Origin of the sequence: Phenylobacterium sp., from assembly GCF_036723115.1 — a bacterium.
Taxonomy (GTDB): domain Bacteria; phylum Pseudomonadota; class Alphaproteobacteria; order Caulobacterales; family Caulobacteraceae; genus Phenylobacterium.
This window is the reverse complement of sequence record NZ_DAIMHV010000091.1, coordinates 1-11,155: the sequence shown is the minus strand read 5'-3', so window position 1 is coordinate 11,155 and position 11,155 is coordinate 1. Positions and strand designations below refer to the sequence as shown.

General features: G+C 68.1%; 13 protein-coding genes. 5 read left to right on the top strand and 8 right to left on the bottom strand.

The features are described from left to right. The 4 genes from purQ to purC form a co-directional block, all read right to left on the bottom strand. On the bottom strand, positions 1-587 hold a 587-nt coding region (purQ, locus tag V7D28_RS10305; protein ID WP_333587297.1), incomplete at its 3' end, for a phosphoribosylformylglycinamidine synthase subunit PurQ. A gap of 52 nt (positions 588-639) precedes the next feature. Then, on the bottom strand, positions 640-1,023 hold the full coding sequence (locus V7D28_RS10300; protein ID WP_333587296.1) for a hypothetical protein: 384 nt from the start codon (positions 1,021-1,023) through the stop codon (positions 640-642). Next, positions 1,023-1,262: a phosphoribosylformylglycinamidine synthase subunit PurS gene (gene purS / locus V7D28_RS10295; protein WP_333587295.1), complete on the bottom strand. Its 240-nt coding sequence runs from the start codon at positions 1,260-1,262 to the stop codon at positions 1,023-1,025. The genes V7D28_RS10300 and purS overlap by 1 nt, the downstream gene beginning before the upstream one ends. After that, complete coding sequence (gene purC / locus V7D28_RS10290) at positions 1,262-2,017, bottom strand: phosphoribosylaminoimidazolesuccinocarboxamide synthase (RefSeq protein ID WP_333587294.1); 756 nt, start codon at positions 2,015-2,017, stop codon at positions 1,262-1,264. Before purC ends, purS begins: the two co-directional genes overlap by 1 nt. A gap of 273 nt (positions 2,018-2,290) precedes the next feature. Between purC and V7D28_RS10285 the strand changes: the two genes are divergently transcribed. The 3 genes from V7D28_RS10285 (at position 2,291) to V7D28_RS10275 (ending at position 4,844) form a co-directional block, all read left to right on the top strand. Beyond that, positions 2,291-2,611, top strand: coding sequence for a DUF1476 domain-containing protein (locus tag V7D28_RS10285; RefSeq protein ID WP_333587293.1), 321 nt, complete (start codon positions 2,291-2,293; stop codon positions 2,609-2,611). A gap of 262 nt (positions 2,612-2,873) precedes the next feature. Next, the gene (locus V7D28_RS10280; RefSeq protein ID WP_333587292.1) at positions 2,874-4,073 is read left to right on the top strand and encodes a cation:proton antiporter domain-containing protein; all 1,200 of its coding nucleotides are present in this window, start codon (positions 2,874-2,876) and stop codon (positions 4,071-4,073) included. A 72-nt stretch (positions 4,074-4,145) separates the two neighbouring features. Then, complete coding sequence (locus tag V7D28_RS10275) at positions 4,146-4,844, top strand: YceI family protein (RefSeq protein WP_333587291.1); 699 nt, start codon at positions 4,146-4,148, stop codon at positions 4,842-4,844. 61 nt (positions 4,845-4,905) lie between these two features. On the opposite strand, the gene purB is transcribed toward V7D28_RS10275, so the two are convergent. The 3 genes from purB to V7D28_RS10260 all read right to left on the bottom strand — a co-directional run bounded on the left by purB (position 4,906) and on the right by V7D28_RS10260 (position 9,270). Beyond that, positions 4,906-6,207, bottom strand: a complete 1,302-nt coding sequence (gene purB, locus V7D28_RS10270; protein ID WP_333587290.1) for an adenylosuccinate lyase — start codon at positions 6,205-6,207, stop codon at positions 4,906-4,908. Between the two features lie 77 nt (positions 6,208-6,284). Next, positions 6,285-7,748, bottom strand: a complete 1,464-nt coding sequence (locus V7D28_RS10265) for a spinster family MFS transporter (RefSeq protein WP_333587289.1) — start codon at positions 7,746-7,748, stop codon at positions 6,285-6,287. Positions 7,749-7,884: 136 nt separating this feature from the next. Continuing rightward, the gene (locus tag V7D28_RS10260) at positions 7,885-9,270 is read right to left on the bottom strand and encodes a spinster family MFS transporter (RefSeq protein WP_333587288.1); all 1,386 of its coding nucleotides are present in this window, start codon (positions 9,268-9,270) and stop codon (positions 7,885-7,887) included. A gap of 102 nt (positions 9,271-9,372) precedes the next feature. Between V7D28_RS10260 and V7D28_RS10255 the strand changes: the two genes are divergently transcribed. Then, positions 9,373-10,011: a glutathione S-transferase gene (locus V7D28_RS10255; protein WP_333587287.1), complete on the top strand. Its 639-nt coding sequence runs from the start codon at positions 9,373-9,375 to the stop codon at positions 10,009-10,011. Continuing rightward, positions 10,008-10,457, top strand: a complete 450-nt coding sequence (locus tag V7D28_RS10250; RefSeq protein ID WP_333587286.1) for an MliC family protein — start codon at positions 10,008-10,010, stop codon at positions 10,455-10,457. Before V7D28_RS10255 ends, V7D28_RS10250 begins: the two co-directional genes overlap by 4 nt. On the opposite strand, the gene radC is transcribed toward V7D28_RS10250, so the two are convergent. Further along, the gene (gene radC, locus V7D28_RS10245) at positions 10,454-11,146 is read right to left on the bottom strand and encodes a RadC family protein (RefSeq protein WP_333587298.1); all 693 of its coding nucleotides are present in this window, start codon (positions 11,144-11,146) and stop codon (positions 10,454-10,456) included. The genes V7D28_RS10250 and radC overlap by 4 nt on opposite strands. Positions 11,147-11,155 lie beyond the last annotated feature (9 nt).

Here is an 11,155-nt window from a genome sequence, read left to right as displayed (position 1 = left end):
GGGTGGGGCATCATGCCCAGCACATTGCCCTGGCCGTTGATGATGCCGGCGATGTCGCGGGCCGAGCCGTTGGGATTGTCGCGGTAACGGAAGACCACCTGGCCTTCGCCTTCCAGGCGTTCAAGGGTGGCGTCGTCGGCGAAATAGTTCCCCTCGCCATTGCCCACGGTCATGGTCACCTGCCGGCGCTGGCCATAGGCCGAGGTGAAGCGGGTCTGGGCGTTGACCACATCCAGCTCCACCGGCTTGCAGACATATTTCAGGCGCGCGTTCTGCAGCAGGGCGCCTGGCAGCAGGCCGGCCTCGCACAGAACCTGGAAGCCGTTGCAGATGCCGACGGTGGCCACCCCGCGCTCGGCGGCGGCCTTGACCTCGGACATGATGGGCGAGAGCGCCGCCATGGCGCCGCAGCGCAGATAGTCCCCATAGGAAAAACCGCCCGGCAGGACGATCAGGTCCAGGCCGCCCGGCAGGGCGGTGTCGCCGTGCCAGACCATGTCCACCTGGGCGCCGGTGGACCGCTCGACGGCCACCTTGCAGTCGCGGTCGCAGTTGGATCCGGGGAAGACGATGACGGCGGCTTTCATGGGTCGTGCAGGGCCTGTGGTCTGGCGGCCGCGGCGGGCCGGGGAGGGGGCGTTATCGCGCCTGAGCGATTGCGTCCCAATAGGTCTTGAATTGGGCGAAGGCCTCGGGGTCGCCGAAGGCGCATCCGTCATGGACCATGCGCCGGCCCTCGGGACCGGAGACGGGTCGTTGACGCAGGACCGCCGGATGGGCCGGGGCGCCTGGCGTGGTCAGTATATAGGAAGCCGAACTGTCGGCCTCGGTGAAGGCGAGATAGGGCTCCTTTGGGTCGATCGGCGCAGGGCGAATCCCGGGCCGTCCGCGGACGGCGCTCGCCATGGCCTCGAACCCCGCATCGCAGTCCAGCGCCAGGGGGCCCTGGACCGACGGCGCCTCCGGCTCCGGCGAACAGGCGCTGAGCGCGCCTGCGGCCAGGGCCAGGAGGAGGGTCCGCATCAGGCCAGCTCCACGCGGTAGCTTTCGATGACCGTATTGGCCAGGAGCTTCTCGCACATGGCCTTGACCTCGGCTTCGGCGCTGGCGCGGTCGGCGCCGGCCAGGTCGAACTCGATGGTCTTGCCGACGCGGACGCCCTCAACGCCGCTCCAGCCCAGGCCATGCAACGCCTGCTCGACGGCCTTGCCCTGGACGTCGAGGACGCCGGGCTTGAGGAATACGTGGACCTTGGCCTTCATCAGTGCAGCCCTCCTTGGATCACGGTCGGCATCTCTTTCATGATGCCCAGGCGGCGCGCCACCTCGGTATAGCTTTCGATGACCTCGCCCAGGTCGCGACGGAAGCGGTCCTTGTCCAGCTTCTCGTTCGTGGTCGAGTCCCACAGGCGGCAGGAATCGGGGCTGATCTCGTCGGCCAGGATCACCCGGCTGAAGTCGCTTTCCCACACCCGCCCGAACTCGAGCTTGAAGTCCACCAGGGTGATGCCCACAGCCCCGAACATGCCCGACAGATAGTCGTTCACCCGCAGGGTCAGGGCCATGATGTCGTCGATCTCCTGGGTCGAGGCCCAGTTGAAGGCGGTGATGTGCTCCTCGGTGACCATGGGGTCGTGGAGCTTGTCGTCCTTCAGGAAGAACTCGATGATCGAGCGGGGCAGGGCCTGGCCTTCGGGCAGGCCGAGCCGGGTGGATAGCGAACCCGCGGCGATGTTACGGCACACCACCTCCAGGGGAATGATCTCCACCTCGCGGATCAGCTGCTCGCGCAGGTTCAGCCGCTTGATGAAATGGTTCTGGACGCCGATGGTGTTCAGGCGCGTCATCACATACTCGCTGATGCGGTTGTTGATCACGCCCTTGCCTTCCAGAACCGCCTTCTTGGTGGCGTCGAAGGCGGTGGTGTCGTCCTTGAAATACTGGATCAGGGTGCCCGGCTCAGGGCCCTCATAGAGGATCTTGGCCTTGCCTTCGTAGATCTTCTTGCGGCGGGTCATCTCAAACGCCTTCTCCCAGAGCGGGGGCTTGCCGCGGTCGGAAAACGAAAAACGCGCGCGGCCATCTTCCACGCGCGATCCGACTCGGCCTCTCGCTCGACATGAGGCGGGCGGAAATTAGCGGATGGCCGCGGCGGGCGCAAACCGCCTTACGACGCAGGGGGACAGCGGGGGTCGCTCCGGGGCGGCGCGATCGCCGGCCTTCTGTTTCGATTGCGGGCTCGCCTTGCGGGAGGTATGGAGCCCAAGATTGTGCCGCTTATCGGGGAACGCATGAGCACGTTTGACGATCGTGAAAAGGGCTTCGAGCGGAAGTTCGCCCTCGATCAGGAACAGGAATTCAAGGCCAGCGCGCGGCGTAACCGCATGCTGGGCGAATGGGCGGCCGGCCTGATGGGCCTGTCGGAAGACCGCGTGCCCACCTACGCCCAGGCCGTGGTGCGCTCGGACCTGGAGCTTCCGGGGGACGAGGATGTGCTGCGCAAGGTCTTCGAAGACCTGAAGGGCGCCGGCGTCCAGGTCTCCGAGGGCGAGGTCCGCATGAAGATGGACGAACTTCTGGCCCAGGCCCGCGAACAGGTCCGTAACGGCTAGAACGCTTTCCGATAGGCGGGAACCGGTCTGATCACATCAGGCTCTTCGGGCGTCATCGCCCGCCTGAGGGTCCGGACGCGGCGTCGTCCGGGCCGCCTGCCGCCAAGAAATCCTGAAGGCCGGCGTCCGCCGTCTTCCCTCGCGCGGCCATCTGTCGGAAGATGAACGCGACGCTTCCGACTCCGCAAGAGCCTGCGATCGCCGCCGTCGCGGCGTGAGCCGCCCTGGGTCTGCGTCAGCCTGACCAGTAACCGGGAGCCGCATGCCGCACGACGACAGCCTGATCCTGACCCTGGTCGCCGGTTTCGTCCTGGCCTTCGTCCTGGGCATGGCGGCCAACCGGCTGAAGCTGTCGCCCCTGGTGGGCTATCTGCTGGCGGGCGTGGCCGTGGGGCCGTTCACGCCGGGCTGGGTGGCCGACGCCTCCCTGGCCGCGCAGCTGGCGGAGATCGGCGTGATCCTGCTGATGTTCGGGGTCGGTCTGCACTTCTCGGTGGGCGACCTTCTGAAGGTCCGTAACATCGCCATTCCGGGCGCCCTGGGCCAGATCGCCTGCGCCACCCTGCTGGGCTGGGGCGTGGGGCGGTTGCTCGGCATGGGGGATGCGGAGTCCGCCTTTTTCGGCCTGACCCTGTCGGTGGCCTCCACCGTGGTGCTGCTGCGCGCCCTGGAAGAGCGCGGGGCGGTGAAGAGCGAGGCCGGAAGGGTGGCGGTGGGCTGGCTGATCGTCGAGGACATCGTCATGGTTCTGGCCCTGGTGCTCATTCCCCTGGTGGCGGGCCGGGCGCAGGCCAGCGCCGGCCAGATCGCCCTGGGGGTCGGCGGCGCCCTGGCCCAGATCGCCATCTTCGTGGGCTTCATGATGATCGTCGGCGCCCGGGTCCTGCCCTGGCTCCTGGTGCGTATCGCCCATACCCGCTCGCGGGAGCTGTTCACCCTGGGCGTCCTGGCCATCGCCCTGGGGATCGCCTACCTGGCCTATGCGGTCTTCGGCGCGTCCTTCGCGCTGGGAGCCTTTGTCGCCGGGGTCGTCCTCTCCTCTTCGCCGCTGGGGCACAACGCCGCCGAGCGCTCCCTGCCTCTGCGCGACGCTTTCGCCGTGCTGTTCTTCGTCTCGGTGGGGATGTTGTTCGACCCGGCCGTGCTGCTGGAGCGTCCGGCAGCCGTGCTGGCGGCGGTCCTGATCGTGCTGGCGGGCAAGTCGGCCGCGGCGCTGGCCATCACCGCGGCCTTCCGCCTGACCCGCAGCGCCAGCCTGACCATCGCCGCCAGCCTGGCCCAGATCGGCGAATTCTCCTTCATCCTGGCCGGGGTGGGCCTGGGCGTGGGGATCATGGGGCGCGAGGCCCATGACCTCGTCATCGCCGCGGCCCTGATCTCCATCCTGGCCAATCCGTTCGTCTTCCGCCTGGCCGACCGGCTTTCCCGGCCGCCGGCCGAGCCCGAGCCCACATCGGGCTGAAGCGGCGCCTTGCGCCGCAGCTTCGCCTCACCATTTCGCCATGAACGCCCATCTCAACCGGAGCCGACCTGCATGAACGCCTTGAACCTCCTGCCCATCGCCGCGCTTGCGCTTCTCGCCGCCTGCGGCCAGCCCGGGGCGGAACGCCAGGCGCCGGCGGCCGGCTCGGCCCAGGAGGCCGCGGTCGAGCTGAAGGCGCCGGCGGGGACCTACAAGCTCGACCCCACCCATGCGGCCCTGCTGTGGTCGGTGCCGCACAACAACATCTCCAACTACACCGCCCGCTTCACCCGGCTCGAGGCGACCCTGACGCTTGATCCCGCCAATCTGGAGAACAGCCGCATCCAGGCGGTGATCGACCCCACTTCGGTCAGCACCGGCTATCCCGGCGACTACAAGGCCGGCCATCCCGACACCGGCTTCGACAGCTTCGATGAGGACATCGCCCAGGCCGAGCACTTCCTGAACGCCGGGCGCTTCCCGCAGATCACCTTCAACTCCACCGCCGTGGAGCAGACGGGGCCGCGCACCGCCAAGGTGACCGGCGACCTGACCTTCCTGGGCGTGTCGCGTCCGGTGACCCTGGACGCCCGCTTCATCGGCGAGATCGAGAAGCACCCCTTCCTGGGCGTCCCGGCCCTGGGCTTCGCCGCCGAAGGCGCCATCAAGCGCTCGGATTTCGGCATGCCGGTCGGCCCCCTGGGCGACGAGGTCACCATCCGCTTCGACGGGGAATTCGTCCAGGACGCCCAACCGCAACCGGCCGGCTGAGGTCGAGGTTCGCAGATTCAATTGGGGCGGACGGCGATCGGCCGTCCGCCCCTTTTCGTCGTCAGGCCTGACCGAACACGCGGTCGAAGACCGTATCGACGTGTTTGAAGTGGTAGCCGAGGTCGAACAGGTCCTCGAGTTCGGCGTCCGACAGGGTGATCTCAGGGTCCGCCTTGAGGAAGTCGAGGAAATTGCCCTCGCCGCGCCAGACCTTCATGGCGTTGCGCTGGACCGCCGCATAGCCGCCCTCCCGCGAGGAGCCCTTCTGGGTCAGGGCCAGCAGGACGCGCTGGGAATGGACGAGCCCGCCCAATCGGTCGAGGTTGCGGGCCATGTTCTCCGGATAGACCACCAGACGCTCGACGACGCCCGCCAGGCGCCGCAGGGCGAAGTCCATGTGGATGGTGGCGTCGGGCGCGATGCCGCGCTCCACGGACGAATGGCTGATATCCCGCTCGTGCCACAGGGCGACATTCTCCAGCGCCGGAATGGCCGCCGAGCGGATCAGACGGGCGAGGCCGGTCAGGTTCTCGGTGAGGATCGGATTGCGCTTGTGCGGCATGGCGCTCGATCCCTTCTGGCCGGGATCAAAGGGCTCCTCAGCCTCCAGCACCTCGGTGCGCTGCAGGTGCCGGATCTCCACGGCCAGGCGCTCGATCGAAGAGGCGACCACGGCGAGCGCGCAGAAATAGGCCGCGTGGCGATCGCGCGGGATCACCTGGGTGGAGACCGGCTCCACGGCCAGACCCATCTTCTCGGCCACATAGGCCTCCACCTGGGGGGAGACGTTGGCGAAGGTGCCTACCGCGCCCGAGATGGCGCAGGTGGCGATCTCGAACCGGGCCATGGCCAGCCGCTCCTTGGCCCGCTGGAACTCGGCATAGTGGCCGGCCAGCTTCAGGCCGAAGGTGGTGGGCTCGGCATGGATGGCGTGGCTGCGGCCGACACACGGGGTCATGCGGTGTTCAAAGGCCCGCTTCTTCAGCGCCGCCAGAACCAGGTCCACATCCTCGATCAGCAGGTCGGTGGCCCGGCTCAGCTGAACGGCCAGGGCCGTATCGTTGACGTCGGACGAGGTCATGCCCTGGTGCAGGAAGCGCGCCTCCGGGCCCACGATCTCGGTGACATGGGTCAGGAAGGCGATGACGTCGTGCTTCACCTCGCGCTCGATGGCGTCGATGCGGTCGGAATCCCAGACCACGTCGCGGCCCTTCTCCCAGATCACCTTGGCCGCCGCCTTGGGGATGACCCCCAGTTCGGCCATGGCGTCGGCGGCGTGCGCCTCGATCTCGAACATGATCTTGAACCGGGTCTGGGGGGACCAGATGTCGGCGGCGTCGGGGCGGGTGTAACGAGGGATCATGGCGGGCTCCTTAGGCCCCGGCTGATGGAGGCCAAGGCGCCCGCCTGTCAAGGCGCCCACCCGTTCGGGCGAAGGGGTCAGTCCTCCTGAGACGACGCCACGGCCGAAGCCATGTCCTTGGGCAGGGTGACGGCCGCCAGCAGGTAGTGGACGCCCGCCCAGGCATAGATCAGCAGGTTCCAGATGATGCCCTGGCGCGACCCCTCGGCGACGGCGGCCCGGCAGGCCGCATCGACGATGGGGCCCGCTCCTGGAGCGCCGATGCCGCCGGGGCAGAGGGTGAAGAAGTCCCCGAGCTGGCTGGCGGCGAACAGGTGCTGGCTGATCATGTCGATGCACCAGCCGCAGAAGGGCGGGCCGAAGCCCAGGGCGATCAGGTTCAGGACGAAGAACAGCAGGGCGGTGGCCGTGGCGCGCATGCGCAGGGACACCGCGTTCTGGATCACCCCGAAGGTCGGACCGAGGTAGGTGTAGTGGAAGATGCCGGGCAGCAGCAGCAGGGCGGCGGCCACGCGCCAGTCATTCTGCAGATAGACCAGAATATAGAGCGGGCAGGCCACGAGCAGGCCGATGGCCGGCACCAGGGCGTACCACCGCCCGGAGCGCTTGCCCGCCCAGTCGGTGAGGAAGCCGCCCAGCAGGGTGCCGGCTCCGGCCGCCACGCCCCCGATCAGGCCGAAGATCAGCCCCACCGTGGCCAGATCCAAGCCGAACATGCGGATGAAATAGGCGGCCTGATACTGGCCGGTGCCATAGCTGGCGAAGGAGGCCACAGTGATGCCGGCCACCATGTGGAAGAAGCTCCACTTGCCGAAGATGCGCTTGGCCACGGCCAGAATGGAGGGCGGCTTGACGGCCGCCTGCGGGGGCACGGTCTCTTCGCCCTCGACCAGCGGGGTCTCGGGGATGACGCGCTCGGAATAGCCCCGCGGGGGCTCCTTGACGAACAGCTTGAGCGCGATCGCCACCAGGATGCCCGGCAGGCCGACGATGACGAAGGCCGCCCGCCAGGAGACGTTCTGGGCGATCCACCCCCCGGCCACAGCGCCGAACATGGTGCCGAGCGGAATGCCGAAGGAATAGACCGACAGGGCCGAGGCGCGTCTGCGGGGCTCGAAATAATCAGAGATCAGAGAGTGGGCGGGCGGGGAGAGGCCGGCCTCGCCCACGCCCACGCCCAGGCGAAACAGGACCAGCGTCAGGAAGTTGTTGGCCATGCCGCACAGGGCGGTGAAGCCCGACCAGACGACGATGGCGATGGAGATGATGTTGACCCGGTTGTGTCGCTCGGCGATCCGGGCGATCGGGATGCCCAGGGTGGTGTAGAGCAGGGCGAAGGCCAGCCCGCCCAGCAATCCCAGCTGGGTGTCGGTGAGCCCCAGGTCCTCCTTGATCGCCTGACCGATGGTCGAGATGATCGTGCGATCGATGAAGTTGAAGGTGTAGGCCAGCACCAGAAGCCACAGGACCGTGGTCTTGTAGCTCTCTGAAAACATGGGTTTGCGTGCGTCGGCCCCCAGGCCGGTCTCGACGGCGGACAATCTTCCCTCCCAGAACTCTGACGGTTCTTGAGGCCTCATGTGGTCACAGCCGTGATCACCGCGCCAGGGTCAAAAGAAAGGGGCGGCCACCTTGCGATGACCGCCCCCTTACGGACGTCCGGTTGTCCCCTCGGCGCTAGCCTACATTGTCCTCGCGGATGGTGCGGGTGGCCATCCAGAAGCAGAAGAAGGCGATCAGACCGAAGGCGCTGGAGACGATCAGCGCCCAGCGGACGCCCTCGCCCGAACCCATGCCCATGCCCACGGCGAAGTAGTCGCTGAGCAGGCCCACGGCCAGCGGGCCGAGGCCCAGGCCGATCAGGTTGATGATGAAGAGCAGGATGGCCGAAGTGGTGGCCCGCATGTGCGGCGGCACGATGGACTGGGCCGTGCCATAGACCGGGCCGTACCAGATGGTCCCCAGCAGGCCATTGACGGTCAGCAGCAGCAGGGCCAGCGGCACGGAGCCCACCGTCACTGCGGCGATATAGATGGGGATGGTGACCAGGGAGGCGATGGCCGGGGCGATCATCTGAGCCCGCAGGTCCCGCGCGCCGTACTTGTCGGCCAGGAAGCCGCCCAGCCAGGAGCCGAGAGCGCCGGCGGTGCCCGACATCAGGCCGAGCGCCAGGCCCAGAAAGCCCACTGACTGCAGGTTATAGCCGACCGTGGCGCCCACCGACGAGGCCAGGGCCTGGACCTGCTCGGGGTGGTTGCGCAGGAAGAAGGAGGCCGTGAACGGCGCATGGCCATAGCCGATGAAGGCCTTGATGGCCGCGGCGAAGGAGATGAACCAGAAGGTTTTCTTGCCGGCCAGGGCCTTCATCGTCTCGCCGAAGGTGGCGGACGCCGCCTGGATCTTCTCGGCCCGCTTGGCCAGTTCCTTGCGGGGCTCGGGCAGGGTGAAATAGGCCAGGATGGCGAACAGGATGCCCGGCACGCCGGCCACGAAGAAGGCCACGCGCCAGCCGTAGGCGTCGGCGATCAGCCCCCCGAAGATCAGGCCCAGCAGGCCGCCGATCGGCGTGCCCATGGAGTAGAAGGCGAGGGCGGTGGAGCGCTTCTCCTTGGGCACATAGTCGCTGATCAGCGAGTGGGCCGGCGGGGTGCAGCCGGCTTCGCCCACGCCCACGCCGATGCGGAACAGGATCAGCTGGAAGAAGTTCTGCGCCAGGCCGCAGAGGGCGGTGAAGCCGCTCCACACCGCCACGGCCGTGCCGATGATGATCGGCCGGTTCTTGCGTTCCGCCAGCCGGGCGATGGGAATGCCCAGCACGGTATAGAAGAGGGCGAAGGCCAGGCCGCTCATCAGGCCCAGCTGCCAGTCCGCCAGGCCCAGATCCTGCTTGATGGGCTCGGCCAGGATGTTGACCACCTGCCGATCCAGGAAGTTGATCGTGTAGATCCCGAGGAGCAGGCTCAGCGCATAGGTGCGCACCGGCGGAGCCAGGGGCTGGATGCCGGTCACGGGCGAGGCGCCCCCGTCAGGTTTGGCGGGTGCAGGCGCGGCTGTATCTGTCATTTCGCACTGTCTCCTGGGCGCAAGGCTTCTTATCGTTGGGTCACTCTAGACAGGCGAAAATGGCCTTCTGCAATAGAGATACCGTGTTTTCGAGGAGGCGAGATGGAACTGGTCATCGGGACGAAGCGCTGGTCGAGCTGGTCTCTGCGCCCCTGGCTGGCGTTGAGGAAGACGGGCGCCGCCTTTACCGAGGTGGAGATCGAACTGCGGCAGGCCGGGACCAGCACCGCGGCCATCCTGGCCCATTCCCCCTCCGGCAAGGTTCCGGCGCTGAAGGTGGGCGATCTGGTGATCTGGGATTCGCTGGCCATCTGCGAATACCTGGCCGAGACCTTTCCCGAGGCTGGCCTCTGGCCCGCCGATCCGGCGGCGCGGGCGCAGGCGCGCGCGGCGAGCGCCGAGATGCACTCAGGCTTCGCCTCCCTGCGCGGGGAGTTTCCCATGGCCCTGGACGAGGCGCTCCACAGCCGAGCGCCGTCTGAGGCCACCGCCGCCGACCTGCGGCGCCTGAGCGCCCTTTTCAACCAGATGCTGGACGCCCATGGCGGCCCCTTCCTGGCGGGGCCGTGGTCCATCGCCGACGCCTTCTTCACGCCCGTGGCTACCCGGTTGCGAACCTATGGCCTGCGCCTCTCGGACCATGGCGACGCCGGCCGCGGGGCGGAATATGTGAACCGCCTGCTGGCCGACCCTCACTTCAAGGCCTGGGAGGAGGCCGCCGTGCGCGGGACGGGGGCATGAGGGGCCAGGGGTGCGCGTCGGCGGCGGTTCTGGCCGCCGCGCTCTGTCTTGGCGCCTGCGGCGCGCCCGTCGATGAACCCCTCGCGGCCCCCGCGCCGGCCAAGAAGGCCGCCGCCCCCGCGGCCGAGGCCCTGGGCGGCGCCAGCCTGCCCCCCGACGCCCTGGCCTATCGCTGCGACAACGGCGAGCGCCTGCGGGCGGCCTATCCCAGCCCGGAGGTGGCCATCGTCCAGTATCGCGGCGAGCTGCACCGTCTGACCCTTGCGCGGTCCGCCAGCGGCGCCCGCTATACCGACGACACTCGCCAATGGTGGACGAAGGGCGAGGCCGAAGGGACGATCAGCCGTCTCAAACCCGAGGAAGACATCGCCAGCGAGCCCGGCGTGGCCTGCCGCCTTGAGACGGCGCGCCCGCCGGAAACCATGGGGGCGCGCCCCGAGAGCTAGATCAGCCCCAGGGCCTTGAAGCTCGCCACCCCGTGGCGGCCGGCCACCAGATGGTCATGGACGGTGATGCGCAGGGACCGGCCCGCCTCGATCACCTGGCGGGTCATCTCGATATCGGCCTGGGACGGCGTCGGGTCGCCGGACGGATGATTGTGCACCAGGATGATGGCGCTGGCCGACAGCTCCAGCGCCCGACGCATCACTTCGCGGGGATAGACCGGCGCATGGTCCACCGTGCCGTGGTTCATCACTTCGTCGGCGATCAGCTGGTTCTTCCTGTCGAGGAACAGGATGCGGAACTGCTCGCGGGGTTCATGGGCCAGGGCGAGCTTCACATAGTCCAGCAGCTGGCTCCAGGAGGTGATCACCGTGCGTCGGGCCACCTGCTCGCGGCCGATACGCAGGGCGGTATGGTGCAGCAGCTTCAGGTCCAGCGCCACGGCCTGGCCCACGCCCCGGACGGTGCGCAACTCGGCCACGGAGGCGCCCAGCACGCCGGCCAGGGAGCCGAACCGCGCCAGCAGCGCCTTGGCCAGCGGTTTCACATCCCCGCGGGGGATGGACCGGAAGAGGTGCATCTCCAGCAGCTCATAGTCCGGCAGAGCCTCGATCCCGCCGTTCAGCGCCCGGTCGCGAAGCCGTTCCCGATGGCCCAGATGGTGGGGCTTGACCGCGGCCTGGCCCCACAGCTCAGCCTG

What these genes read in the sequence shown, in the direction of transcription:
- V7D28_RS10255 (WP_333587287.1), top strand. Translation starts at nt 9,373, where the DNA reads ATGGAACTGGTCATCGGGACGAAGCGCTGGTCGAGCTGGTCTCTGCGC.
- V7D28_RS10275 (WP_333587291.1), top strand. Translation starts at nt 4,146, where the DNA reads ATGAACGCCTTGAACCTCCTGCCCATCGCCGCGCTTGCGCTTCTCGCC.
- purC (WP_333587294.1), bottom strand. Translation starts at nt 2,017, where the DNA reads ATGACCCGCCGCAAGAAGATCTACGAAGGCAAGGCCAAGATCCTCTAT.
- V7D28_RS10280 (WP_333587292.1), top strand. Translation starts at nt 2,874, where the DNA reads ATGCCGCACGACGACAGCCTGATCCTGACCCTGGTCGCCGGTTTCGTC.
- V7D28_RS10285 (WP_333587293.1), top strand. Translation starts at nt 2,291, where the DNA reads ATGAGCACGTTTGACGATCGTGAAAAGGGCTTCGAGCGGAAGTTCGCC.
- V7D28_RS10250 (WP_333587286.1), top strand. Translation starts at nt 10,008, where the DNA reads ATGAGGGGCCAGGGGTGCGCGTCGGCGGCGGTTCTGGCCGCCGCGCTC.
- purB (WP_333587290.1), bottom strand. Translation starts at nt 6,207, where the DNA reads ATGATCCCTCGTTACACCCGCCCCGACGCCGCCGACATCTGGTCCCCC.
- purS (WP_333587295.1), bottom strand. Translation starts at nt 1,262, where the DNA reads ATGAAGGCCAAGGTCCACGTATTCCTCAAGCCCGGCGTCCTCGACGTC.
- V7D28_RS10260 (WP_333587288.1), bottom strand. Translation starts at nt 9,270, where the DNA reads ATGACAGATACAGCCGCGCCTGCACCCGCCAAACCTGACGGGGGCGCC.
- V7D28_RS10300 (WP_333587296.1), bottom strand. Translation starts at nt 1,023, where the DNA reads ATGCGGACCCTCCTCCTGGCCCTGGCCGCAGGCGCGCTCAGCGCCTGT.